This window comes from Pseudoduganella sp. HUAS MS19 (genome assembly GCF_053615455.1).
Map to the genome: position 1 here is coordinate 2,321,533 of NZ_CM132133.1, position 24,492 is coordinate 2,346,024.

A 24,492-nucleotide genomic window follows, 5' to 3' on the forward strand; every position below is an offset into this window, starting at 1 on the left:
AAAATGGAGGAGCGTGCTTTCTTTGAGGGCCTGCAAGCCCTGGCCGCATCGGCCTTCCCCAAGCATTGCGGCTATTGCGGGCGGGTGTTCGCCACGGCGCAGGAGTTCATGCGGCAGACCGAGTCGGTGCGCAAGGACATCACAGGTCTCAAGCAAAGTTTCGATGACGACAGCGTTGCGATTGTCGAGGCTTACCGCAACTGCGTGTGCGGCTCCACACTGATGGATTTCTTCAGCGACCGGCGCGACATTACCGGTGCCGGGGCGCGGCGCCGCGAGCTATTCGAGAAGCTGCTGCCGCACTTGCAGGAGAAAGGTATGACAATGGCCGCCGCGCGCGGCTATTTACTGGCGCTGATGCGCGGCGAGCGCAAGCCCCCAATTGGAACATGATGCGTTGCCATATGCCACCTGGCGTCAAGGCCGGTCAATCCGTGAAGAAAATGCCCAGGATGCCCAGCGTCCAATAGGCGGCGCCCGCAACGCACCAGGCGATATTCGCAGCCGTGAATGAAGCGTTGCTGCCGGCTGCCGGATCGCCGCAGCGTGCATTGACTTCTTCCTGAATCCTTTTCAGCAGCAGGCCGGTAGGAACCAGCAAGGCGATGGAGGCGATATCGGTCATGGGCGACCCCAACCCCTTCGACGCCATTCGTTCCAGGATGTTCCCCCCGATGACCAGCAGCACCATGAAGGTAGCATACGAGCCGGCGTTCCATTCGGCGCGTTTGTGCGTCACATCATGGCTTGCGACCTCGCGGAACAGGCTGTGTGTGAAGAAGATGGAGAAGAGTGCGCGCGGCACCGGCCACACGCCTTCACCTGTCGCCCGGTTGTGCAAGGCCCAGTTCTTATAGTTCCAGTACAAGTGGTACAGGCCGATCGTCATGAAGTACAGGACCAGCAGCTTGCGTGTCGAGACGACATAGAAGCGTGCACCGGTATCGGTTGCGGATCGCTCATCCAGGTTGGACAGCGGGGCTGCGTAGATGTTTTCGGACATTTTTTAAAACGCGGAAGACGGAGTTTCAAGCATCAAACAAGATGCCGATCGCGGCGAAGAACCAGAACACGCCGCCAACCGCGCACCAGATGATATTGGCAACGGTGAAGTTGTCGTTGCTGCTGCCGTCCGGATCGCCGCTTCGCATGTTGACTTCGGCCTGGACTTGCTTCAGCAATACACCCATTGGCGCCACCAGCAGGATCGAGATCACGTTCAGGAGCGCCGAACTCTTGCCGACCCACGACAGCGCGTATCCGGCAAACATCAGGAACACCATGCCGTTTGCATAGGTTTCGCAATCCCATGTGCGGTGCTTGCCGGTGGAGTCGTAGTCAGCGATCTCCCGGTACAGGGCACGGGTGAAGAAGATGGCAAAGAGCGCGCGCGGCAGTGGCCAGACATATTCCCCGGTGGCGCGCTGGTGCAGCTGCCAGTTCTTGAAATTCCAGTAGAGGTGGGACAGGCCAAGGGTCATGAAGAACAGGATCAGCATCTTGCGCGTGGAGACCACATAAAAGCGGTCATCCGCGTCGGAATGGAATTGCTCGTCGAGGTTGGCGTTCGGCGCGGCGTAGACGTTATCGGGCACTGGGGTTCCTGCGGTGTAAAGCTGCAGATTGTAACTATAGTTTCTGCAAGCAAACTATCAGATGATCACAATGTGTATAAATCCGACATCAAATCGCCCGGCGCGGTGCCTGACGCATACGTTTTCGGAATATCAATTCTGAAAGACGCAATACTTTGTTATTGCAAGCCCTGCGTAACATTGGCTCACCAAAACCAAAATAACGGAGACAATATGCGTAAGACTGTATTGGCGGCGCTGATCGCAGAAATGCTGCTGCCGCTGGGTGCCTGTGCTCAAACGGCCGAAGACCAGGTCGATCCTTCGGCCCGGGTGGTGGTGAGCGGCGTCCGTGCTTCCCTGGCGTCCTCACTCGCGACCAAGCGCTTGCAGGAAGGCGTAGTCGACGCGGTATCGGCCGAGGACGCCGGCAAGTTCCCGGACACGAATATCGCGGAGTCGCTGCAACGTGTCACTGGCGTGCAAATCCAGCGCAATAACGGGGAAGGGCGTTACATTTCCGTGCGCGGCCTGGGCCCGGAGTTCAATAATGTGCTGGTCAACGGCCGCACCATGACCAGCGACACCGGCGGCCGCGACTTTTCGTTCGACCTGCTGTCGTCCGACCTGATCTCGAAAGCGATTGTGTACAAGACTTCCATGCCCTTCCTGCCGGAAGGCGGCATCGGTTCGACGGTGGATATCCAGACTGCGCGTCCCTTGTCCGGCAAGACGGGCCACTCGGGCGTGGTCAATGTGTTCGACTCCTATGACTCGAACTCGAAAAAGAATACGCCCAACGTCAGCGGCATGTATTCCTTTGCCAATGAAAGCAAGACCTTTGGCGTGACCGGTTCGCTGTCCTATACCGACCGTGCGTCGAAACAGAACAAGGCAATCAACGATGCCTGGAACCTGCGCGACGTCTACATGATCGACGGCGACTTGAACTCCACGGGGCTGAGCATGGCCAATGTCACCAGCAAGAAGCTGCTGATGCCGCAAAGCTTCGGCTACCAGCAGGAAAACGAAAGCCGCAAGCGCCTGGTCAGTAATGTCACCGTGCAGTACAACCCGACGCCGGACTGGAAGCTGACTGCCGATGCGCTGTACTCGCGCCTTAACCAGCGTAACGACGTGATCGCGATCAGCGACTGGAACAACCCGGTGCAACTAGGCGTAAAGTACGATTCGAACAACCAGGTCACCAGCTTCATGCGCCCGGGCGCGAACTTCTTCGCCAATAACCCGGCCCTGGTCGGCGACGGTGCCGGCATCCTGACCGATGCCAACTCGAACGACATGATCGTCAAGGGTGGCGACCGGCTGTCGATCACCAAGGCCTTCGGCCTGAACTCGAAATGGAACGTGTCGCCGGAGTGGAAGCTGGAAGGCGATATCTCGAACTCGCGCACCACCACCAAAACCCCGGACCAGTGGATCGTGGCCGGCATGGTGCCGAAAAATGGCGACACGCTGACCTTTGGCAGCATTCCGAGCCTGTCCTTCGGTGACGGCATCACCGACCCGGGTGCGGTGCGGGCCCATGCGGTGTCCAATAAGGACGTGCGTTTTGCCGACGAACTGAGCGAGGCCCGCATGCATGCTTCGTGGGCGCATGAGGTAGGCGCCTTCAAGGGCCTCGATACCGGTGTCTCGTACTCGCAGCGCAAGGTTGGGCGCAAGCAGTGGGAGAGCGATTCCTGGAATGCCTTCAGCGGCTATCATGTGCCGCTGCCGTCGTCCCTGTTCACTGTGAAGTCGCTGGACAATGCTTTCCCTGGCGCGCCGGCCAGCTACCTCAGTTTCAATCCCTACGAGTACATGAACTACCTGAACCAGCCGTCCACGCTGGCCCTGTCGAACGATCCAGCGCTGTACCTGGACAAGACCAGGTTCCCCAACGGCCCGATGGCTATCGACTACACCAAGCCGAACTTCTGGAGCGTGCAGGAAAAGGTATCGAGCATCTTCCTGGACTCGAAGTGGGAAGGCGAACGCTGGTCGGCTAATGCAGGGGTGCGCGTGGTGCACGTGAATTCGACCTCCACCGGCATCAGCCGCGTGCTGCTGTCGGCCACCAAGAGCCCGAACGACACCACCTACATCCTGAACTACGGCCCGGCGGTCGAGACTTCCGTTTCGAACAGCTACAACAGCGTGCTCCCTTCCGGCAACCTGAAGTTCGACCTGACCGACGATATGGTGCTGCGCCTGGCGGCCTCCAGGACCGAGACCCGGCCGACGCTGAACCAGATGGGCGTGGATAACTGGTACGGCGGGCGTTTCGGCGACGTGCAGACCGGCGGCGGCAATCCTTACCTGAAGCCGATGGAGTCGAAGAACCTGGACCTGTCGTACGAGTGGTACCTGTCGAAAACCAATTTCCTGGGGGCCGCGATCTTCCAGAAAAGGGTTTCGAATTTCCTTGAGAAGCGCCTGGAAGACATGACGATCCCGCAGTATTCGGAAGTGGTGCACGACACCCGTATCCGCAACGGACAGAAGGGCAAGATCAAAGGCATCGAGCTGGCGGGCCAGTACGCGTTCGATAATGGCATCGCCTGGCTGCGCGGCTTTGGTGTCGCCGCCAACTACACCTTCGTCGACGCCAACGCCAGCCGCGACGACGCAGCCGCGCTGGATTGCGGCTATCCAGGCCTGTCAAAGCAGTCGTACAACGCTTCGCTGTTCTATGAGAACGAGACCTTCTCGGCACGCGTGAGCTACAACTGGCGCAACAGGTTCGCTGTCGACTGCGGCGGTGGCAGTACCCAGCCTCGCACCCGCGCAGCCTACGGACAGTACGACCTGAGCCTGCGCTATAACGTCACGCCGAAGATCGCGCTGTACCTGGACGGCATCAACCTGAGCAACTCGCGCATGCACGAATATGCCAACAACGAGAGCCAGTTCCTGACGCTGGAAGATGTAGGGCGCCGCGTCAACGCCGGCCTGCGCTTCGCGTTTTAAGCCAGCAAGCGGGCGATATCGTCAAGGTGGGCGGCTTCGAAAGTGGGCAGTGCTTGCGTGTCGTTGGTCAAACGGCCCGGGTTGTACCAGCAGCATTCGATGCCGAAACGGTTGGCGCCGAGGATATCGGCGTCCAGCCTGTCGCCCACGATGATGGTTTCGTTCTTGCTGAAGGCGCGCGCCATTTTTGTCGCGTACTCAAAGAAGCGGCTGTCCGGTTTGGCAAAACCGCATGCTTCGGAGGTGGCTGTGAAGGAGATGTAGTCGCCCAGGCCGGAGCTGGCAATGCGGCGCTCCTGGATATGGGCCACGCCGTTGGTGATGATGCCCACTTCGCCCGCAGCGGCAAGCGTTTCGCACAAGGACTTGGCGCCATCGACCAGCACAACGGTCGCCGACAGCGACTCGAGGTAGCGGTGGCTCGCCTGCTGCGGATCGATCTCCAGTCCGTTTTCCGCGAAGGTCTTGCGGAACCGTTCCACTTTCAGGAATTCCTTTGAGACCGCGCCCGATTCAAACGCACGCCACAAGCCGATGTTGATGCCTTGATATTGCTGGAACAGTTCATCGATTCGGTCGTTGTAGCCCAGCTCGCGCAGTACGCGCTCGAAGGAGAGCTTCTCCGAAGCGCGAAAATCGAGCAGGGTGTCGTCGAGGTCGAACAGGAAGAGGGAGTGCTTCATAGTGCGGAAAATAGAATAGCCAGCCCGAAGGCTGGCTATTCTATCTTTTTCTGGTAGGCCGTGCGGGGCTCGAACCTGCGACCAACGGATTAAAAGTCCGCTGCTCTACCAACTGAGCTAACGACCCGAAGGGCCCGAATTATATAGAACCCGGATTGTTTCTGCAAGTGCCGGCGCGGCGCGTATAATCGCCACCGGAAGGAACCGATCATGACCTACGAAGAATACCTCGACGAAGTGACCACGCTCATCTTCGAAAAATACAACCTGAAAGACAGCCTTGCGGTGAAACTGGTAATGGATGCGCAGGATGCGGAATTCTTCGTGCGCCATGACGACGACAAGAAGCTCCGTAACATCGACCAGGCGCACAAGGACGCCAAGACGATCTACGAAGCCTACGCGGCCAAAAGCCAGCGCCGCTAAGATGGAAATGGATCGCGACTCGCTGGCGCAGCAGCTTGCTGCCGGCGTCCGTCATTTCGTGCAGCGCAGTTTTGACGACGCCGACTTGTCCCGCATGGACCTGCAGGACTGTGTGTTTGAGCGCTGCACTTTCAGCGGAACGATTCTGTACGCCTCTAAGATGGCCCGCAGCAACTGGCAGCGTTGCCGCGGCATGGCGGCGGACTTCGAATCCGCCGACCTGGTCGACACCCAGTTCGAAGGCTGCGACCTGAATAACAGCAAATGGCGCCGCGCCAAGCTGGCCTCGGCCGGCTTCCGCGCTTGCAAATTGACCGGCGCGGCTTTCGAAGAGGTGTCGCACCTGGGCGCAAGTTTTGAAGAATGCCTGCTGGTCGGTGCCGACATGCGCGGCTTTTCGTTCCGCAAGGCGACCTTGAACCAGCTTGATTTTTCGGATGCCGACCTGTCCGGCTGCGATTTCCGCGAGGCCGTGCTGGAAGGTTGCAGCCTGCGCGAAGCCGTGCTCAAACTGACCCGCTTCGAAGGCGCCGACCTGCGCGGGGCAGACCTTGGCGGCCTCAAACTGGCCGACGTGCGCGCATTCAAAGGTGCGGTGATTTCCCACAGCCAGGCCGCAGCGATCATGGGCGAAATGGGACTTGTCGTAGCCTGAACTTCCTGATGCCTGGCCTGCTGCATGGCGGGGATTCCGCAGGGGACGACCTGGGGCAAAGTAGACAGCCCGCTTCCTCGCCGCCCCCGCTAGTCCGGCCGCTGGAAATTGAAGTTGCAGTTGGCGGTGGAGCAGATGATGGACAGGACTTCAACCGGGAAATCCACTTCCTGCACCAGTGACGTGTCACCGTTCACGACGAAATGGACTTGCTTGCCGGTGGTGTAGACCACCAGGTCGAGCTTGTCTCCCGGCTTGTACCGCTTTTCCAGCGATTTTTCATTGCGCCCCTGGGCGCTTTGGGTGCCCGCGACCTTGCTGCTGACTTCAACTTGCGGCACTTCGCCCTGGCGGCCGCCCAGGTTGACGCAGGCACGGTCGCTGGGGTTGATCGCGCTCACGCATAGCGACAGCAAAGGCCCCCATTTTTCGTGTTCCTGGAGATTGTCGATCGACAGGCTCAGACGGCGATGCTTTGCCGCGTCAAAGCGAAAATCCAGGATCTCGTAAAAACCGGCATCCGTTACAAACGAAAAGTCCCACTGGCCCTCCACTGCGGCTTGGACGGGAACAGCCGGAGCGGCCTGGTCGCCAGCATCCGTCTCCTTCATTGCCTCGATTGCCTTCTTGTAGCCATGCCTGGCGGAGCGCTGCAGGTAGCCGGCGGCTTTCTGCTGGTCTTTCGGTACGCCCTTTCCTTCGCTATGGAGACGGTACATCAGGAATTGCGCTGCATCGACATCGTGCTTGTCAGCGGCCTCCTGCAGCATGCGGGGAATGGCGGGATCGTCCAGTTGCCCGTCCAGGTATAGCCTGGCCAGGGGCAGAGGCGCCTGGTAGCGGTGATGTTCCCATGCCCTGGTACACCATTTACTGGCCTGCTGCGGATCCTTATCGACCTCGTTGCCCTGTGCCAGACGTTCGCACAGTTCCAGCATCCCTTCCGGATTCCCGTTCATCGCAAACAGCTGCGCTGCTTCCAGGCCCCGGTCGCGCATGGAGATGACGACCGGCTGTTGCGTATCGGCCGGAAGCGGCTTCTGGTGCTCGAGCAGCGCCAGCAGCGGTTCCAGTGGCATGGCGGTGCCGTTGATGGCCAGCAGGCCGCCTTTCAGTTCAATGGTGGTGCGCAGGAACTGCTTGTCCAGCCGCGCATAATTGTTGGCGATTGCCTTGCCAAGCATCGTCTCGTAGATTTGCGCGGCCATCTTGTCAACCGGGACCTGCTGCCCTTCATTCTTGCCGTTGTGGTGGACCGCTACCGAATAGGCGATTTCACGCAACAATTGCAGGGGAATGGCCACCTCCAGTCGGCCCTGCAGTTTCTTCAGGGCCGCCGCGCCGGACGCGAAATCTTCTTCCGCCGCATGCGGCATCGACAGGCTGCCCTTGATGACGACCTTCTGACCATTGTAGCTGCCGCTCAGGTCTTCGATCTCCAGCGCCGCACCGCGCATGACCAGGCGTTTCATCAATGGCACAAGGCGTGTCAGCACATCCCCAGTCTCCCGCTCGGCGTCGCCTGCGGTGCGCGCCTGTTCCAGTTCTCCCTTCAGTCCAGCGATGGCGCCGGCATCGAGTTTGCGCAAGCGCAGGCCCAGGTGAAGGTTGTCAATGGCGTGGCCAAAGGCGCTCGAACGGCCGAATGCGATTTCCGTCCGGCTGCCGACGTACTTGCCCTCGCGTTTCGAGTCGCTGCGATACCGGATATCGTCAATGGTGAAACCGGTTTCCTCACCGCCGACCGGGGCGAAGCGCACTTTCCCGATTTCCAGGCTGGTCTTGCCGACCAGCGGATCTGCCGCGACGGTGCCGCTGCTGCGCACGCCGGACAACTCGATGCGGTCCTCTCCGTCGCTGTAGCGCACGAAAGGCAGGCTTGCCGAGAACTGCTGGCTGCCGTTCGGCGCTACGGCCAGGTTCAGGTTGGCCTGCGCCCAATCCATGGTGCTTTGGCCGTCCGTGTATTGGCGCGCCGGCAGGGACATGCTGTAACTGATGCGGCCTGCGGCGGCGGGCTGGCGCTTGACCACCAAGGGATCTTCGCTGCCGAACACTGCGCGAACTGCCGCCATCTGTTCAGGGGGATAGCTGTTTTTGCTGGCTTTATCGGGCTGGATGGATTTTCCATGCCGTACGGTGAGGCGGGAACCCAGCTCGCGCTTCACGTAGTCCGCCGCAAGGCTGGCGGTCTCCGCTGGCTTGGGCGATTCGGCTGGTTCGGCTGGTTCGGCAAAGGCAAGCGGGGACAGGGCGAGCAAGGTCCAGATGAAATACGGTTTAGCCACGGCAGGGTACAAGTACTGATTGTTGATAAAACATTATACACCTTGGTGCTGCGGCAACTTCCGCCCGCTGCCCGCACCTGCGCACGCTTGCGCGATTCACAAGCCTGTCATTTTCACTTCCTACAATCCGCCACGTTTTCAACTTATTCAGCGGGGCAGCAATGAAAAAGGCAGTAGCAGGAGCGGTGGCAGCAGCGGTATTGGCGGCATGTGGCGGCTCTGACCAGGCGCCACTTCCAACCCTGGACGGCAAGCCAACCCTGGTGGCCGCGCACCGCGGCGCCAGCGGCTACCTGCCGGAAGAGACGGTGGAAGCCTATGCCAGGGGGATCGAGATGGGCGCCGACGCGATCGAGCCGGACGTGGTCTCCACCAAGGATGGTGTGCTGATCGCCCGCCACGATCCGAACCTGGCCTACAGCACCGATGTGGCGCAGCACCCTGAATTTGCCGCCCGCAAACGCACGCTAAGCGTGGACGGCGAGGTGCAGGAGGGCTGGTTTGCCAGCGACTTCACGCTGGCGGAAATCAAGACCCTGGGGGGCATTTCGACCGATGCCGAGCGCCCGCAGCAATTCAACGGCCGGTACAAGATCGCGACCATCCAGGAAGTGATCGACATGATCAAGAAAAGTGGCCGCAATATCGCCATCTACCCGGAAACCAAGAACCCGACTTTCCACCGCCAGCAGGGCGTGCCGCTGGAAGACAAGCTGTTGGCAATGCTGGCCGCCGCCGGCTGGACCGAACGCGATGCGCCGGTCTTCATCCAGTCCTTCGAACCGGGCAGCCTGAAGTACATGCGCAGCAAAGGCTCGAAGCTAAAGATGGTGCAACTGATCGATGCCAATGACGTGGACCTTAAAACCGGCGCCCTGACTTACGCCGCACCATACGACAAGCCGTTCGACTGGGCGCAGGCCGGCGACAAGCGCCTGTTCAGCGATATGGTGACCCCGGCCGGCCTGGCCGAAATCAAGACCTATGCCGACGGCATCGGCCCATGGAAGCGCTACATCGTCAGCGTCAAGGGCGCCGTGGATATCAATGGCGACGGCAAAGTGAATGACGCCGACACCACCACCATGGAACCGAGTTCGCTGGTGGCGGATGCACACAAGGCAGGCCTGTTCGTGCACCCGTACACCTTCCGCAACGAGAAGCGCCGCCTGGCCAGCAATTACAAGGGCGACCCCGTACTGGAGTACAAGCAGTTCTTCGCCCTTGGCGTCGACGGCCTGTTCACCGACTTTGCCGACACGGCATTGGCGGCGCGTGCGGAATACCTGAAGGAAGCAGGGCGCTGACTCAGAATTTGTAGTTGTATTCCGCAGCGAAGCGCACCTGGCGTTCGGGTGCGCGCCCCAGCACTTGCCCATAGTATGGGCTGACGGTGTCGGCGCCCGCGTTGTAGACCGGCTGGGTGGCCAGGGTGGTCTGGCGGTTCAGAAGGTTGAACACGTCCGCCTTCAGGGCCAGTCCCTTGAACATGCGCGGCATATAGGTCGCGTTCAGTGCAACGCGGACGTCGGTCGGCATGCGGCCCAGGGAACCGCGTGGAGCGGGCTTGTCGTCGCAATAGAACACGGCGGCGCCGTACCCTGCGGCAGGGTTGGTGCCGTTCGGGTTGCGGGCTGCGGGCAGGTTGCCGATGCAGGATTTCGGCGCACCGGTGACGATGTTGATATTGCCGCCCACCATCCACTGCGGATCGAGCTGGTAGTAGCCGAAGGCCTTCAGCACGTGGGTATGGTCGTTGGGCAGCGGGCCGCTGGCGTAGTCCATCAGTTCAGGGAAATCGAAGGAGGTGGTGGCGGCAATATCGGCCTGGCCGATATCGGACATCACCTGGCCTTCCATATTGCCCCTGGTGCGCGACAGCGTGTAATTGAGCTTGCCGTACCAGCCGTTGCGCATCGGGTGCTCGATAAAGAGGTCCAGCGCGGTATAGGTGCGTCGCACTTTCGGCAAGCCGATTTCCTCGGCCGTCAGCGGTATGGAAGCCAGCCTGCCGTCGCCAGCCAGGTCGAGCGTCAGCGTATTGTCGCGGCCCGGGTTGATCAGCAGGCATGGCATGTTGTATTTGCTGGTATCGACATTATTGCGCTTGCCCCAGGCGTGCAGTGGACGCGAATCGCACCAGTCTTCGATGGTATTGCGCAGCGTTCGGTAGGTGAGCTTGCTGCCCACCGTGTACTCGGGCGTCAATGCCGCTTCCAGGCCCAGTGCCAGTTCATCCTGGTAGGTGGCGCCCAGGTTGCTCGATGCGACCTGGCGCGGGTCCTTGGCGTTGCCCCATTCGTTGCCGCCGGAAACCGGCGGGGAGATTTCTGTCAGTCCGGTCGGTGCGCCGGTTCTCGGATCGACGCCGGTGTAGGTGTAGTAGTGATCGATATGCACCGGGTTGCCCGCCAGGCGCAGTGCCACGCTGGTGGGGATCTGCAGGTGGTAGCGGCCAAGATTGGCAAACGCTTTCAATGTGCCGTCGCCGCGCACATCCCATGACGCGCCCAGGCGCGGTGCCAGCATGTGGCGTTGTGCGGCATAGGCCTGGCCTAAGCTGTTCTTGTTGGTGAACTGCTCGTTGCGCAGGCCCAGGTCGAGCAGCACGGTATCGGTGATCTGCCAGCGGTCCTGGATATATTGCGCCGACTGGTCGGTCTTGGGCGAGGCCGAGTCGCTCTGGTGGTACTCATTCACGTAGTAGCCCTGCAGGCCGTAGCCGCCGCCGGAAGCCGGCGTGCGGCCGCCGGGAACCGCCTTGTCCGGGTCGCCGCGGAAGTAGTTCCAGCTTCCGCCGCCGGCCAGCTCCGAGCCATTGATGGACGAAACGTTATTGCGGTCGATGCCGGCGCGCAGGGCATGATTGCCCAGTTTATATTCGATATCCAGGCGCAGTGTGGATTGCTTGTCTTCCGCGTTGGGCACCTGGATGGTGCCGCCGATGGCCTGCGGGTTGGTGTAAGCCAGTCCCGGGACCTGGGCATTGACCGGTGCGTTGACCTGGTACAGGCCCGGCACATAGCCTTCGCGCGATTGCGGATAGGTGGACTTGAAGCGGCCCGCCAGTGCGGTCACTGTCAGGTTGTCGCTCAGGAAGCCGGTGTACTTCAGGATCGAGTCGTCGGTCCTGGCGCCATCGCCGGTGGTGCCGCCGGCGCGCACCCCGTTGCGCTGCAGGGTGGCGTAGTCGAAGCCGTAATTCTGCTGTGTCTTCTTGTTCTCGTCGTGGATCCGGGTGAATTCGATGCGATGATTGTCGCTGATGTTGTAATCGAGTTTGAGCAGATAGCGCGGCGTGCGTTGTTCGCGTTCGGTCCAGCCATTGGTTTTGTTGAGCGAATCGGAATCCTTGCTGATGTAGCCGGTGCTGAAACGGTCCTGTTCAATGTTGGCGAACATGAACAGCTTGTCCTTGATCAGCGGGCCGCCGACGTAGGCGCTGCCGAAAACGTCGGTGGCGTTGTTGCTGCGGCGATAGGTGAGCAGCTTGCCGTCGGTCTTCGGATTGTGGCCGGTGTTCGGGTAGTAGGTGTTTTCCGGCTTGGCACGCAGCCGGTCCGGCGTATATTGCAGTACGGCGCCGGCTTCCCAGTTGTTGGTGCCGCTCTTGGTCGTGATGTTCACCACGCCGCCGGTGGAGCGGCCGAATTCCGCGCTGTATCCGCCTTGCAGGATCTGCGCCTGTGCGATGGCGAAAAAGGGAAGGGTAGTCGAGCCGATCTGGCGATACACATTGGTGACCGGGAAACCGTTGATGAAGTAGGCGTTCTCCGTTACGCCGGCACCGCCGAAGCTGTCGCCGCCGACGCGCGGATTGCCGCGCGAGGTGCCCGGCGCAAGCTGGATGATGCCCGACAGGTTTTGCGAAATCGGCAGCGCGGCCAGTTGGCGCGCGGTGAACACGGCGCCGTTGTTGGTGTTGCTGACGTCGATCGCCGGTCGGCGGCTGCTCACCGTCACGGCCTGGATGGTTTCGAAGGACGCCTCCACACCCTGGCCAATCAGCGCTTCCACTTCGAGCACGCGTTCGACCACGCCATTCCGCACCAGCATGACCTTGTAGGCGCCCGGCGGCATGGAACTGGCGTTGTAACGCCCGGAAGCGTCGACGGTGATGGTGCGGCGCGCGCCGGTAGCGATATTCTCCAGCACCACGCTGGTCCCGCTTGCGTTGGCGACCTGGCCGAAGATGGTGCCGGTGGCATTCGATTGTGCAAGGACCGGCCCAGAGAAGGCCATTGCAAGGGCGTGCGCGACTAGCGTCATCCGCACACGTTGGGAAGGGTTCTTCATTGCGTCTCCTGTTGTGGTAATGATTCGGCCGCGCAAGCGCGGCCGATGGAGACATGCTAGGCAGGATGATGATGGCGAACAATTGAATGTTTACGCACCATATATGCCCAAAAGGTTATATCTGGCCTGGTAGCGTGACGAGCAGCGGCGCCTTGCCGTCCCAGGCCTGGTCTAGCAAGGTCTTCCCGTCAAGGCGCACCAGCACGCGCTGGCCGCGCGGCGAGCGCGTGGTGACGATGTCGATGCCTGCGCCATCTGCGCCTGCGCCGAACGCACGGATGTGCCGCAACGCCATGCGTGGCCAGCCTTGCGGCAGGCGCGGTGCGATAGTAAAGCTGCGCAGGCTGGTTGCCTCAATGCCGAACAAGCCTTCCGTCACAACTCGCGCGTACAACCCGCTTTCGGCGGACAGGTGGCGTTGCTGGCCTTCCGGCCAGGCTTCCACGGCATACGGCACATGGTCGCCCAGCAGGCGGCGGCCGGAGTAGTAGCGCAGATAAGGCATGGTGCGTTCCAGCTCACCGGCTTTCAGCAGGCCGCGCAGCGCATACAGCGTGGCGCGGTCCCAGAAGGTCTTGTCGCCAGCCTCGGTCAGTACGCCGTTTTCGCTCCAGAGCTGCGGCGACAGCAGGGCATCGACCGTGCCGCGCTGGCGCTCATTGATGCCCAGGGCGAGCGGCAAGGCGATCCAGGCGCGCAGTTTTTCGTTGCCGTCGTAGTAGCGGTAAGTGTCGAAGCCTCCCACCTGCGCGCCGAAGTAACGCTCGATGGCGCTGCGCTGCGACTCCGCCTCCTGCCGCAAGGCCGTCGCGCGCTGCGCATTGCCCAGCGAAGCGGCCAGGCGGGCGGCGCCCTGCAGGCCGCCGTAGGCCAGCACATTGGTCGACAGGTTGGCTTTTCCTGCCGGGAAGCGGCCCTCCAGCTCATCGCTGTCCGAATGCACGATGCCTTGCGCATCGCGCTTGCGTCGTGTGAATTCCAGGCACCAGTCGATCAGGGGTTGCAGCTGGCGCGCGGTGCCGACGTCGCCCTGCGCCAGTGCGAACTGGCTGGCGCCATAGGAAATCATGGCGCAGTCTCCGCGGTCGCCGGCGCCGTTCCAGTAGCTGCGGCCTTCCGCGATGACGGAGGAGGGGATAGGCTTGTAGTCCGCGTTCATGTAGCGCGCGAACATGCCGAAGCTGGTGAGTGCGCTTTGTACGCCGGCGCTGTCGCCCAGGTAAGGGAAAAAGGGATTGATGTATTCCGCCTGGTCGTTGGCCCACACGGCGGCATAGTAGCGGGTGCCGCCGGGTCCGTGCAGCAGGCCGCCGCGCGTGGCGAAGATGCTCTCAGCTGCGCGGACCTTGGAGAACGCGAACATGGCATCCAGCACCGGCTCCGGCGTCTCCAGCACCAGGTTGGCGCGCCACTGCTCCACCTTGCGTGCGCGCTCCTGCAGGGCTTCGCTGCCGTCCACGTAAACCATTTCGTTTTGCAGGCGGCCGCTGATGATCACGTCGACATGGACGCGGGCGCCGGGCGCCAGCTCGCCTTCGCGGGCCGGGGAGCGCACTTCGACCACATAGGCGCCGTGGGTGCCACGTTCTGCCGGCGTGGTCTCGCTGCGCTCCAGTGCAGCGAAGCTGTAGCGTCGCGTGGCCGTGCCATGGTTGGCCAGCTCCAGCCGCTCCACCAGCGCCGGTTCGGTGGGCGAGGGCGTCAGGGTGCGTGTGAGCGTCAGTCCCGGCGCCAGTTGCGACCGTAGCGCGAGGCGGCCGTCGAAGCGCACTTGCTGCAGGCGTTCGGCGCCAGCGGGCTCGCCGTCGATCGCGAGGGCTGGCGAAGCCTCCGCGCCAAGCTTGCGGATCAAACTGGCGTGGGTGTCGTCCGGGACGGTGCGCAGCATCGGCCACACCACGGTGCGTGACAGAAGCAGCGAGCCGTCGGCCTGGCTGCCGTAATCGATTACCGCCGAGACCTGGCGGCCGCTCATTTCAAGCTGGTCGCGATGGACGTCCTTCACCTGCCAGCGAATGGCATCGCCATCGATCTGCCAGCGCGGCGTGAAGGCCGGGGGCGCAGCGTGCGCCCCGCCGGCGGCAGGCGCGGCGACAGCTGCGGATGCGGCGAGCGATGCGGCGGCGGCAAGGGCGGCGACGATCCGGGCCGCATGCATGCGGGATGTGTTCTGCATCTGTGTCTCCTTATTGTGTCTTGCGGATGATCGCCGCCCAGCCGCCGCCAGGAGCCATATGCATCGTCAGGCGGCTGTTGCGCGTGACGCTTGCGCTGCCTTGCCGGACGTCGGTGGCGAAGACCCCGGCGTTCGGGCCGTCTTCCATGCTCTCGAGCTGGTAGTTACCCTCGCCCAGGAAGGACAGATCCAGTTCCAGGTCGTGCCCGTCGGCGCCTGTCATCGCGCCCACATACCAGGCATCGCCACGGCGGCGTGCCATGGCGACGTAACGGCCAAGCTGGGCGTGCAGCACGCGGCTCTCATCCCATTCCACCGGGACCTGCCGGATGAACTCAAGCGAGGATGGATTGGCGCGGTATTGCGAAGGGCTGTCGGCCAGCATCTGCAGCGGGCTTTCGTAAATCACGTACATCGCCAACTGGTGCGCCCGTGTGCCCTGGCTCATGGGGCGGTCGAAACTGGCGGTGAAGTCCTTGCGGTGCGCGTTGCTCATGGCGCCCGGTGTGTAGTCGATCGGGCCGGCAAACATGCGGATGAAGGGCAGGGTGACGTCGTGTTCCGGCGTCTGCCTGTCGCTCCACTTATTGTTTTCCAGGCCCTTCACGCCTTCAAAGGTCAGCACGTTGGGCCAGGTGCGATGCAGGCCGCTGGGCTTGAAGCTGCCGTGGAAATCGACCAGCAGGCGGCGGGCGGCGGCCTCGCGCGCCACGCGCTCGTAGTAGTTCACCATCCACTGGTCCGAGCGCTGCATGAAGTCGACCTTGATGCCGGCCGCGCCCCAGCGCGCGAACTGGTCGAGCGCCGCCGTCATCTGGGCGTCCAGGGTTTTCCACGACACCCACAGGATGATGCCGACACCGCGCTGTCTTGCGTAGGCCATCAGTTCGGGCATGTCGATCTCGGGCTTGACGGCCAGCAGGTCGCCCAGCTTGTACCAGCCTTCGTCCATGATGATGTATTCGAGGCCATTGTCGGCTGCGAAGTCGATGTAGTGGCGGTAGGTGCGGGTGTCCAGACCGGACTTGAAGGGCACGCCGTACAGCTTGTTGCCGTTGTACCAGTCCCAGGCCACCTTGCCGGGCTTGATCCAGCCGGTCTCCTTCAGTTCCTGCGGTTCGGCCAGCAGGTAGGGCATCTGGTTCAGCAGCAGGCCGCCGGCATCGGCAGCGATGCCCAGGATACGCCATGGGAAGGCGCGTTTGCCGTCGGTGCGCGCGATGTAGGGCGCCTCCTGCGTGACGGGCACATTGCGGTCGTCGCGCGCGGTTTCGGCCAGAGCCACTTTGGGGAAGACGGCGCGCAGGCCGGCGGCTTCGCCGTGCAGGTACAGGCCCGGATAATCGCGCAAACCCGATTCGGTGAACACCAGGTGCACGCTGCCGTTCCGCACCAGGGCCGGTACGCCGACCAGCTTGCCGGCCGCCTCGCCGACGCTGAGCGCCTGGTAATAGTGCTCGTTATGCGACTGCATCGATTTTTCCTGCGGCCAGTACAGTGTGTAGTGCGGGCGCAGCCTGACGCCGGCCTGCTCGTCTTCGACCGTGACCTGGCCGGGCAGGGCGGTGCGGAAGCGGTAGGCGATGCCTTCGTCGTAGGCGCGCACCTCCAGCGCATAGCCGCCGGCGAAATCGAGTTGCAGGGCGTTGTAATGGTCGCGCACTTCGCGGGATTTCTGCGCCACGACCGGCCGCACGGCCGTGTCGACGCTGCGGCGCTGCTGGCCGGTCAGGCGCGGCTTGTCGCCCAGGGTGCCAATGCCGGCCAGCGTCATGCCGATCGGCGTTGGCAAGACCAGCTCGGCGCCGCGATGGCTGACGGCAAAGGCCAGCCGTTCGCCGGTATCGATTGTTACGCGCAGCTGGCGGTCGGGGGAGCTGAGCTCCAGCTGGCGGCCGGCGTGGCCGGCCAGCGGTGCAATCAGCAGCAGCGCGCCGGCCAGGCGGCGCGCGAGGGACAGATGGTTCAAGGCAGGTCTCCGGATATAGGTGTGCCGGTCCATGCTATGCGCATGTGCGGGTACCGATCCAATGACTTTTTAGGCGAGAGCTATGTCGTGCAGGTTATAGCAAGCCGGCTGAGGCTTCGTCTCCGGCTCGGGCGGCTGGGCGCTGGACGGCGCAGCGGACGGCGGCGCCGACGCCTCGCGCCGGATCGCCTGTAGCAGCAGCTCCGCGCCCGGCGACAGCACACTGTCGCGCCTGCGGATAATGCCGAAAGGGTCCATGCGGCAATCCAGCTCCAGCGGCAGGATCGCCAGCAGGCCCAGTTCACGGTAGCGCCGCGCCACGTCCGCCGACATGACATTCAGCGCATCGCTCATTTGCAGCATGCTGGTGATCAGCACGATTTCGCTGGTATCGACAATGTCGCCAGGCGGCTCCAGGCCGGCATTATGGAACAACTGGTCGAAGCGCTGGCGCAGGATGCTGCCGGGCGGCGGTGTAATCCATGGCGCCTGCACCAGTTCATGCAAAGCAAGGCCGCTTCGCCCGGCCAGCGGATGCCCGGCGCGCGCCACCACGACCACCGGCTCCGGCGCCAGTTCCTCGTACTGCAGTTCCGCGCAGTCGTGGAAGCCGGTAAGGCGCGCCAGCAGGAAGTCGAGCGTGCCGCGCTGCAGCCGCTCCAGCAGTTCGTTACTGGACTCGATCTGCACACCGATGCGCAGCTGCGGCACCTGCTGCTTGATGCGCGTGATGGCGCGCGGCAGCAGGCTCAATGCCGGCGTCATGATGCTGCCCACGTCGACCTGGCCCGCCAGTCCGGCTTTCAGTGCCACGATGTCCTCATGGGCACGCGCCAGGCTGCTCAAGGCCATGCGCGCGTGGCGGATCATGCTTTCGCCGTAGATGGTGGGCACCATGCCGCGCGGGTGGCGTTCGAACAGGGCGATGCCCAGCATGTCTTCCAGTTCCTTGAGCTGCTTCGAGGCCGCCGGTTGCGTCATGCACAGCGTCTCGGCGGCGCGCAGGATATTGCCCGCATCGTCGATGGCGATCAACAGCAGGAGCTGGCGGGTCTTGAGCCGCGCACGCAGGTACCAGTTCGGATTTGGAGCGCTCATTGCATTGCCTTTCGGGTAGATCGGCATTTTTATCATGTTCAAATTGATATCGGTGTTGCCAATTTGTTGATTGGATTTATATCGTGGCGCCCTTCAACGTATTCAGCACAATGCGGCTCGTGTTAGACTGCGCCGTCCCATTGCCAATTTTGTAATGATGAAGATCCAGCAAAAACTGCGCTCAGTCAAAACCGCCCTGTCCGAACGCCGCGAAGTGCGCAAGCGCCTGCGGGGGCCGGCCCAACTGCGTTACGCCATCGCCGACTCGATCGGCATGCTCGATGCCCAGGCATGGAAAGAGCTCACAGCCCAGTCGGGCTTCTTCCTTTCCTACGATTACCTGCGCTCGCTTGAGACGGTGCTGCCGACCAACCTCGATCCGCGCTATGCCCTGGTGTACGAGGACGAGCAGCCGGTGGCCGCACTCTATATGCAGCTGGCCGACATCAAACTGGCCCAGGCCAGCAAGACTTCTTTCGGTTCCCTGGGCGAGAGCCTGGGCCAGCGCGTACTCACCTGCGGCAACCTGCTGACCTTCGGCCAGCACGGCATTGCCATCGCACCCGGCGTCGATCCGGAACTGGCGTGGCATGGTGTGGCGGAAGTGCTGTACCGTGTACGGCAGGCCGAAAAGCTGGCCGGCTCGGCCAACTTCGTCATGATCAAGGATTTGCACGGACCGCAGGCGGAAGACGCCGCCTTCCTCAAGAACCTCAGCTACCGCTTCGTGGAAACGGAGCCGAATATGGTGCTGGCGCTGGGCGAAGACTGGAAAAGCTACGATGACTACCTGGCCAGCCTGGCCTCGAAGTACCGCGCCAATGTCCGTAACGGCATCCTGAAGCCGATCGAAGCGGCGCAGTGCACGGTGGAGCATTTCACCGACATGGCGGCGATGCAGGACGAGATCCACGCCCTTTACAAGGCAGTGCAGGTCAACGCCGGCTTCCGCCCGTTCGAACTGCTGCCGGAATACTTCCCGGCCCTGCAGGAGTCGGCAGGTGAGCGCTTCCGCTGCAGCGTGGTCAAACGCGAAGGCAAGATGCTGGGCTTCCTGGTCACCATCGCCGACGGCGAGACGGCCATCGCCTTCCATATCGGCTTTGACCGCGCCGCCGCGGCCGACCTGCCGATCTACCTGCGGCTGCTGCATGCCGGTATCGCCGATGCCATTAGCCTGGGCTGCAAGCGCGTTTCCTTTGGCCGCACGGCACTGGAGCCCAAAGCGGCGCTGGGCGCACGTCCGGAAACGTTCGGCGTATTGATCCGCCACCGCCAGCCTTTGATGAACAAGGTGATCAAGCACCTGCTGCTGAACATCGACCACGATGATGCGCCTGACCGCAGCCCGTTCAAGAAATCTGAAGGGAAGGCGGCGTAACATCTCGTTACTTTCGCGGTGCTAGGCGCGCGCCTTTAATCTGCTGAGCTCGGTTATCATGTCGACCTTTTGCATAGTCGGCAGCAGATGTAATGAAGTATGGCGTGATCAATCTATTAAAGGCTGTTGCAGCGCAGTTAATTGTGCTGCACCACCTGGCGTTTTACGGTCCCATGGCCGACCACGTGCGGCACCTCATGCCGGACCTGATCGACTGGCTGGCAGGCAGCGCCCGCATCGCCGTGCAAGTGTTCCTGGTGGTGGGCGGCTTCCTGGCCGCCAAATCGCTGGCGCCCAGCGCGCAGCCGCTAATGGCCGACCCGCTGGGAGCGGTCTGGCGCCGCTATGCCAAGCTGGCGCCGCCTTTCATCGCGGCTACCCTGATCACAGCGGTGGCGTCGGTGCTGGCCAGCCAGTGGATGGACCACGATTCCATTTCCGCACCGGCGACCGTGGGCCAGCTGGCGGCGCATGCCGTGCTGGCTCATGGCGTGCTCGGTTACCCGTCGCTGTCGGCTGGCGCGTGGTACGTAGCAATCGATTTCCAGTTGTATGCAATGGTCGTGGCCATCCTGTGGCTGGCCGCCCGCATCAGCGGCCCGGTGCGTCGTGCCTGGCTGGTGCCTGGCATGGTCGCCGTTGGCAGCGCACTGTCGCTGCTGCATTTCAACCTCGATTCCGAATGGGATAACTGGGGCGCTTATTTCTTCGGCAGCTATAGCCTTGGCCTGGCCGCATGGTGGGCCGGCGATCCGCGCCGCAAGACGCGCGGCGCGGTGCTGGTGCAGGCAGCGATCTTCCTGCCAGCCTTGCTGGCACTGGCCGTGAACTTCCGCAGCCGCCTGGCGCTGGCCATGATGGTGGCGTGCGCCCTGGTGATCGTCGGACGCATGCAGTTCAGCGGCGAGGGCCACCTGCTGGCAGCCGTCAACGCACTGGCCCGTACCTCGTACGCGGTGTTCCTGATCCACTTCCCGGTCTGCCTGCTGGTGAACGCCGCCTTTACCCGCTTCGTGCCAGCCGATCCGGTGCTGCAGGGGGTGGGCATGCTGGCTGCCTGGGGCGCCAGCCTGGCTGCCGGCGCCGCGTTCCACCGCTGGATCGAAGTGCCGCTGGGACGCCTGCTGCAGCCATCTTCGAGCGCAGCCGGCGCCGCCCAGCGCGCATAACTAGGCAGCAAGCCTCCCCTGGTATATTGTGTAGATAAGTAGGGGGACTGAGGCAGCATGTGGCTCAGGCATGCACTGCGAATGCGGTTGCGAATCTGGCTTTCGATTGCCCTGGCCTGCAGCAGTGCCGCCAGCGCGCAGGAGGCGGCCATGCCGGAAGTTCATGTCGGCATGGGTTTGCCCAAGCCACCGTATGTCATGGAGTCAGGTGTTGCCGGAGTGGACTACGACATCGCCAGGCAGGCACTGGCTGCCGGCGGTTATAAGCTGGTAGGGCACATGCTGCCGGCGGTTATAAGCTGGTAGGGCACATGCTGCCGCAAACCCGCGCGCTGGCGATGCTGCGCGCTGGCCAGCTCGATGGCCTGCTGTCGATCAGCGAAGGGATTGGCGGTCAGGACTACTTCACAGATAATTACATCGTCTACCAAAACGTCGCGACCACGCTCGCCCGCCGCAACCTGAAGATCCAGCAGATTGAAGATCTGTCCAACTATTCTGTGGCGGCATTCCAGAATGCGAGCATGGTGCTGGGCGACCGCTTCAGTCTCGTTGCCAGCGGCCATTCGGACTACAGGGAAGTGCCGGCCCAGATCACGCAGAACAAGCTTCTTTTCACGGGCAGGGTAGATGTTGTGGTGGGCGACCGTTTGATCTTCCGCTATTTCACTGAAAAGCTGGAGCCTCAGATCAACGCCAGGCAGGCGGTGGCTTTCCACCGGATCTTCCCCGAAAGCCCGCGCAAGGCCGTGTTTCGGGATGCCCGAGTGCGCGATGCGTTCAATTCCGGCCTGAAAAGCATCCACGCCAACGGCACTTACGATGCGATCGTGAAGCAATACCTTGGACCACAGCCCTGATCCAGGCGCCCGGCGGTGGCCGGCCCCAGGCCAGCAACACTGCAAGTCCAAGCATCAACACCAGCCAGGTTTGAGGTTCGGGTACCGGGGCGATGCCGAGCGCGTAGTCGAATCCGAATCCGCCTGGCCGGTCCAGCGTGAATACGGCGGTGACCAGCACCTCCTGCAGACCGGCATTGGCCGCTCCCAAGAGCAGCAGGCGATGGTCGAAGAAAAGCTCGACCTCCGACGGCGAAGCGAACGAGCGCGCAAACAGTTCGGCGCCGTGGTTGCTGATCGACAGCGCCATTGAAACGAAGCCGTTTTGTTCAGCCATGGTATCCAGCATGGAGAACGCCAATTGCCCGGGAGCAGCGAGGTCGAACTGGAAGTACGCCGTCAAAGTGCTGGAGAGCGGGCCGCCGTAAAGTTCGGGGCGCACCAGTACACCCATGGCGCCGGCTCCGGCCTGCTGTCCGCCGGCGAACGCCCCGCTGAGCTGCCGGGATTCGCTTGGAGCAGTTGCTGCATGCGAAAAGGCCGAATGCCATTCGGGGTCGAATTGCAGGGCAGGGGCCGCGCCGCCGATATTGGCCGAACTCAGTACGGCAAACGCGGTGCCATTGATGTCGGCCGCCGCGCTGGCGCGCGCTTCCGATCCATCCCACCCGGACGAAATGCTTTCCGCTCCCAGTGTGCCCTGCAGGCCATAGCCGGTCGTCCTGGCTGCGTTGCCGGCGGCGCCAAGGGAGCGGGACTTCGCCCTGGCGTCAACATACGCTCCCCAGCCGTGCGCACGCGCATAGGCGCCGCCGCTTCCGTTTGCCTCCGAATAGACAATGGCGGTCGTATCCGATGTCCTTTCGTTACCGGCGATACCGGTTGCCTCGGCGCGGGCGGTACCGGCAGCAATGGCAAATGCATGCGATGTGACGCTGCCGTCGCGGACCGGGCGATACGAGTTGATGCTCCTGCCGCCTTGAGCGGTCGCGTACGCCGAGCCATCACCCGCCGATACAACGGCCGCGCGGGCGCTCGCACTGCCGGCGCGGAGCGCTCCTGGCAGGGTGCCACCCATAACATAGCCGCCTTGCGCGTAGCTGGCCGCCTCCGCTTGCACACCGCTGGCCGTCGCCAGCAGCGCCGATGATGCGCTGGCCGAGCCGCTCCGTCCAGCCAGGGCGCCATTGCTGCCGTTGCCACTGGCGCCACCTTCCGCTGACGTGCTCAGCTTCACCTGCGCTGCTTTGCTTTCCGTCCAGGCGATACTAGAGCTGGCATTGCCGCCGTTGCCGGCCACGCCGCCTTCGCTGTTGCCGCCATTGCCGCCGGCTGCACCTTGGATCAGCCATAAACTTCCATTGCCGCTGCCCGTGACGCTGTCTGTTATGTGCGCCGACGCGCCATTGCCGCCATCGGCGCCATCCAGGCCCATGCCGCCGGAGCCGCCGTGCACGCTGGCGCCGGCCATCACATCGCCCATATTGCCGTGAGCGGTTGCTCGTGCCGAGCCACTTCCGCCATCGCCGCCACGGTTGCCGGCGCCGCGTACCCCGCCCCCGGTCCCACCAAAGGCCGAAGCGTTGCTGTACACGCTGGATCGGCCTGTGGCCTCGCTGAAGGAGAAGCCATCGCCGCCGGCGGCACCGCGGCCGCCATCGTTCTGCCATCCTCCTTCGCCGCCGTAGCCGTAGGCGTTGGAGTGGACCGCAGCAAGGCTGTTAATCGTTGACCGCGCAAGCCCGCTTGCGCCGGCACTGGAGGCGCCGCCGTACTCGGCATAGCCACCCCGTCCGCCATGGCTGATAACAAACACCTGAATCTCCGAGGCCTTTTCGTCGCTCAGTTCAAGCGCCGCCTCGCTGGCACCGGCCTTGCCCGCCTTGCCGCCGCTGCTAAAGCCGGCGGAGCCGCCAAACACGGCAACTGTATGGTGGACCTTGCCGCTGGTTGAAATCGCCGGTGTCGCGGCGTAACGCATCGCCGCGCCGTCGCCGCCCTCGGCACCACTGTAGCCGGAGCCGCCGTTTCCTCCACCCAGCCAGATATGCGTCTTCAGGTTGCCGTGGCCGGCGCTGGCTGACATCGTAGCCTGCGCAGCGGCGCCGGCGCCGCCGCGATTGCCGGCACCCCGTCCGGCCCCACCGTGGCCGCCTTGCGTGCTGCTTGAGAGCGTGACGCCCGGCCCTGCCGTTTTGGCCGACAAGGCGCTTGAAGCGGCGCCGCCATCGGCGCCGTTGCCTTGCAGGAGCGCATCGCCGCCTTGTCCTGCCGTCACCTCTACTGCGGCAGAGGAGGGCGCCTCGTCATAGCCAACCAGGGCCAGTGCGGCCTGCGCCGATCCGGCGCGACCGGCACCATTGCCGCCATTGCCACCCGTTGCCCGCACGGTCACGCCCTCGGCTTTTCGTACCCCAGGCCATAGCACGGCGGTCACGCTTGCATCGCCGCCGGCGCCGCCGATGGCGACGGAACCGCCGGCAGCTCCCGCCCCGCCCATGCCCGGAAGGCCCGCATTGCCGCCGTCGCCGCCTTTGGCGATCGCATAAAAATAGGGGCCGAGAAAGTAGGGAATATTCGTTGTGCCATAAACCTGAAGGCGTGCATTGCCGCCGGCTCCGCCGGCACCGGCGGCACCACCATCTTGCCCGGCATCGCCTGCGGCGCCATTGCCACCTGCGCCACCCGCACCCCCAGTCACCTTGTGCGCCTGGGCGGTGGCCGCGTTGGCAAGGATTGCCAGGTCCTGGCCCGCCGCCCCATTGCCGCCCGCAGCCCCTGGCGACATGCCCGGGGCGCCCGGCGCTCCCGGTTTTCCAACGATTTCGACTGCCAGTGCGTGCCCGCTGGCAATGGCGAGCAACAAAGTCAAATGGTGCAAGAATCGTCTCATGTCTTCACTCGCTGAAGTGATGGGATCTGCAGCTGTGGCCGGCAGCGATGTCGCGCGAATGAAATGTACACC

Annotated in this window: 18 protein-coding genes and 1 tRNA gene; 9 read left to right on the top strand and 10 right to left on the bottom strand. The window is 63.0% G+C overall.

Annotated elements, in window-relative coordinates; all coding sequences use genetic code 11:
* Positions 1–3 precede the first annotated feature (3 nt).
* Positions 4–393, top strand: coding sequence for a hypothetical protein (locus ACWBU6_RS10615; protein ID WP_452648761.1), 390 nt, complete (start codon positions 4–6; stop codon positions 391–393).
* A gap of 34 nt (positions 394–427) precedes the next feature.
* Here ACWBU6_RS10615 and ACWBU6_RS10620 read toward each other — a convergent pair whose 3' ends face one another.
* Both ACWBU6_RS10620 and ACWBU6_RS10625 read right to left on the bottom strand, forming a co-directional pair.
* Entirely contained in the window at positions 428–1,003 is a 576-nt protein-coding gene (locus ACWBU6_RS10620; protein ID WP_452648762.1) for a hypothetical protein, read from the bottom strand.
* A gap of 25 nt (positions 1,004–1,028) precedes the next feature.
* Positions 1,029–1,595, bottom strand: a complete 567-nt coding sequence (locus ACWBU6_RS10625) for a hypothetical protein (RefSeq protein WP_452648763.1) — start codon at positions 1,593–1,595, stop codon at positions 1,029–1,031.
* 213 nt (positions 1,596–1,808) lie between these two features.
* Here ACWBU6_RS10625 and ACWBU6_RS10630 point away from each other — a divergent pair, with 213 nt between their 5' ends.
* On the top strand, positions 1,809–4,547 hold the full coding sequence (locus ACWBU6_RS10630; RefSeq protein WP_452648764.1) for a TonB-dependent receptor: 2,739 nt from the start codon (positions 1,809–1,811) through the stop codon (positions 4,545–4,547).
* On the opposite strand, the gene ACWBU6_RS10635 is transcribed toward ACWBU6_RS10630, so the two are convergent.
* Together ACWBU6_RS10635 and ACWBU6_RS10640 are read right to left on the bottom strand one after the other, a co-directional pair.
* Positions 4,544–5,230, bottom strand: a complete 687-nt coding sequence (locus ACWBU6_RS10635; RefSeq protein WP_452648765.1) for a YjjG family noncanonical pyrimidine nucleotidase — start codon at positions 5,228–5,230, stop codon at positions 4,544–4,546. The two genes, ACWBU6_RS10630 and ACWBU6_RS10635, sit on opposite strands and share 4 nt — an antisense overlap.
* Before the next feature lie 51 nt (positions 5,231–5,281).
* A tRNA-Lys gene (locus ACWBU6_RS10640) sits at positions 5,282–5,357 on the bottom strand.
* Between the two features lie 83 nt (positions 5,358–5,440).
* On the opposite strand from ACWBU6_RS10640, the gene ACWBU6_RS10645 reads away from it, so the two are divergent.
* Entirely contained in the window at positions 5,441–5,656 is a 216-nt protein-coding gene (locus ACWBU6_RS10645; protein WP_452648766.1) for a hypothetical protein, read from the top strand.
* Between the two features lie 7 nt (positions 5,657–5,663).
* Complete coding sequence (locus ACWBU6_RS10650; RefSeq protein WP_452648767.1) at positions 5,664–6,311, top strand: pentapeptide repeat-containing protein; 648 nt, start codon at positions 5,664–5,666, stop codon at positions 6,309–6,311.
* An 89-nt stretch (positions 6,312–6,400) separates the two neighbouring features.
* Here ACWBU6_RS10650 and ACWBU6_RS10655 read toward each other — a convergent pair whose 3' ends face one another.
* Complete coding sequence (locus ACWBU6_RS10655; RefSeq protein ID WP_452648768.1) at positions 6,401–8,599, bottom strand: DUF945 family protein; 2,199 nt, start codon at positions 8,597–8,599, stop codon at positions 6,401–6,403.
* A gap of 161 nt (positions 8,600–8,760) precedes the next feature.
* On the opposite strand from ACWBU6_RS10655, the gene ACWBU6_RS10660 reads away from it, so the two are divergent.
* Positions 8,761–9,906, top strand: coding sequence for a glycerophosphodiester phosphodiesterase (locus tag ACWBU6_RS10660; protein WP_452648769.1), 1,146 nt, complete (start codon positions 8,761–8,763; stop codon positions 9,904–9,906).
* 1 nt (position 9,907) lies between these two features.
* Here ACWBU6_RS10660 and ACWBU6_RS10665 read toward each other — a convergent pair whose 3' ends face one another.
* From ACWBU6_RS10665 to ACWBU6_RS10680, 4 genes are all read right to left on the bottom strand, one after another.
* Positions 9,908–12,895, bottom strand: a complete 2,988-nt coding sequence (locus ACWBU6_RS10665; RefSeq protein WP_452648770.1) for a TonB-dependent receptor — start codon at positions 12,893–12,895, stop codon at positions 9,908–9,910.
* 115 nt (positions 12,896–13,010) lie between these two features.
* Positions 13,011–15,071: a hypothetical protein gene (locus tag ACWBU6_RS10670; RefSeq protein WP_452648771.1), complete on the bottom strand. Its 2,061-nt coding sequence runs from the start codon at positions 15,069–15,071 to the stop codon at positions 13,011–13,013.
* Positions 15,072–15,081: 10 nt separating this feature from the next.
* The gene (locus ACWBU6_RS10675) at positions 15,082–17,040 is read right to left on the bottom strand and encodes a glycoside hydrolase family 97 protein (RefSeq protein WP_452648772.1); all 1,959 of its coding nucleotides are present in this window, start codon (positions 17,038–17,040) and stop codon (positions 15,082–15,084) included.
* 69 nt (positions 17,041–17,109) lie between these two features.
* Entirely contained in the window at positions 17,110–18,138 is a 1,029-nt protein-coding gene (locus ACWBU6_RS10680; protein ID WP_452648773.1) for a LysR family transcriptional regulator, read from the bottom strand.
* 154 nt (positions 18,139–18,292) lie between these two features.
* Here ACWBU6_RS10680 and ACWBU6_RS10685 point away from each other — a divergent pair, with 154 nt between their 5' ends.
* From ACWBU6_RS10685 to ACWBU6_RS10700, 4 genes are all read left to right on the top strand, one after another.
* Positions 18,293–19,519: a GNAT family N-acetyltransferase gene (locus tag ACWBU6_RS10685; protein WP_452648774.1), complete on the top strand. Its 1,227-nt coding sequence runs from the start codon at positions 18,293–18,295 to the stop codon at positions 19,517–19,519.
* Between the two features lie 104 nt (positions 19,520–19,623).
* On the top strand, positions 19,624–20,688 hold the full coding sequence (locus tag ACWBU6_RS10690; RefSeq protein ID WP_452648775.1) for an acyltransferase family protein: 1,065 nt from the start codon (positions 19,624–19,626) through the stop codon (positions 20,686–20,688).
* Positions 20,689–20,769: 81 nt separating this feature from the next.
* Positions 20,770–20,994, top strand: coding sequence for a hypothetical protein (locus ACWBU6_RS10695; protein ID WP_452648776.1), 225 nt, complete (start codon positions 20,770–20,772; stop codon positions 20,992–20,994).
* 5 nt (positions 20,995–20,999) lie between these two features.
* Positions 21,000–21,548 (top strand): substrate-binding periplasmic protein, encoded by a 549-nt coding sequence (locus ACWBU6_RS10700; RefSeq protein WP_452648777.1) that lies wholly within the window; start codon positions 21,000–21,002, stop codon positions 21,546–21,548.
* On the opposite strand, the gene ACWBU6_RS10705 is transcribed toward ACWBU6_RS10700, so the two are convergent.
* Positions 21,469–24,420, bottom strand: coding sequence for a hypothetical protein (locus ACWBU6_RS10705; protein ID WP_452648778.1), 2,952 nt, complete (start codon positions 24,418–24,420; stop codon positions 21,469–21,471). The two genes, ACWBU6_RS10700 and ACWBU6_RS10705, sit on opposite strands and share 80 nt — an antisense overlap.
* Positions 24,421–24,492 lie beyond the last annotated feature (72 nt).

Bases quoted from the DNA above. Each gene is read 5' to 3' on its own strand.
- ACWBU6_RS10650 (WP_452648767.1), top strand. From the start codon at position 5,664: ATGGATCGCGACTCGCTGGCGCAGCAGCTTGCTGCCGGCGTCCGTCAT.
- ACWBU6_RS10635 (WP_452648765.1), bottom strand. From the start codon at position 5,230: ATGAAGCACTCCCTCTTCCTGTTCGACCTCGACGACACCCTGCTCGAT.
- ACWBU6_RS10680 (WP_452648773.1), bottom strand. From the start codon at position 18,138: ATGAGCGCTCCAAATCCGAACTGGTACCTGCGTGCGCGGCTCAAGACC.
- ACWBU6_RS10700 (WP_452648777.1), top strand. From the start codon at position 21,000: ATGCTGCCGCAAACCCGCGCGCTGGCGATGCTGCGCGCTGGCCAGCTC.
- ACWBU6_RS10630 (WP_452648764.1), top strand. From the start codon at position 1,809: ATGCGTAAGACTGTATTGGCGGCGCTGATCGCAGAAATGCTGCTGCCG.
- ACWBU6_RS10665 (WP_452648770.1), bottom strand. From the start codon at position 12,895: ATGAAGAACCCTTCCCAACGTGTGCGGATGACGCTAGTCGCGCACGCC.
- ACWBU6_RS10670 (WP_452648771.1), bottom strand. From the start codon at position 15,071: ATGCAGAACACATCCCGCATGCATGCGGCCCGGATCGTCGCCGCCCTT.
- ACWBU6_RS10645 (WP_452648766.1), top strand. From the start codon at position 5,441: ATGACCTACGAAGAATACCTCGACGAAGTGACCACGCTCATCTTCGAA.
- ACWBU6_RS10620 (WP_452648762.1), bottom strand. From the start codon at position 1,003: ATGTCCGAAAACATCTACGCAGCCCCGCTGTCCAACCTGGATGAGCGA.
- ACWBU6_RS10685 (WP_452648774.1), top strand. From the start codon at position 18,293: ATGATGAAGATCCAGCAAAAACTGCGCTCAGTCAAAACCGCCCTGTCC.
- ACWBU6_RS10660 (WP_452648769.1), top strand. From the start codon at position 8,761: ATGAAAAAGGCAGTAGCAGGAGCGGTGGCAGCAGCGGTATTGGCGGCA.
- ACWBU6_RS10705 (WP_452648778.1), bottom strand. From the start codon at position 24,420: ATGAGACGATTCTTGCACCATTTGACTTTGTTGCTCGCCATTGCCAGC.
- ACWBU6_RS10615 (WP_452648761.1), top strand. From the start codon at position 4: ATGGAGGAGCGTGCTTTCTTTGAGGGCCTGCAAGCCCTGGCCGCATCG.
- ACWBU6_RS10695 (WP_452648776.1), top strand. From the start codon at position 20,770: ATGCGGTTGCGAATCTGGCTTTCGATTGCCCTGGCCTGCAGCAGTGCC.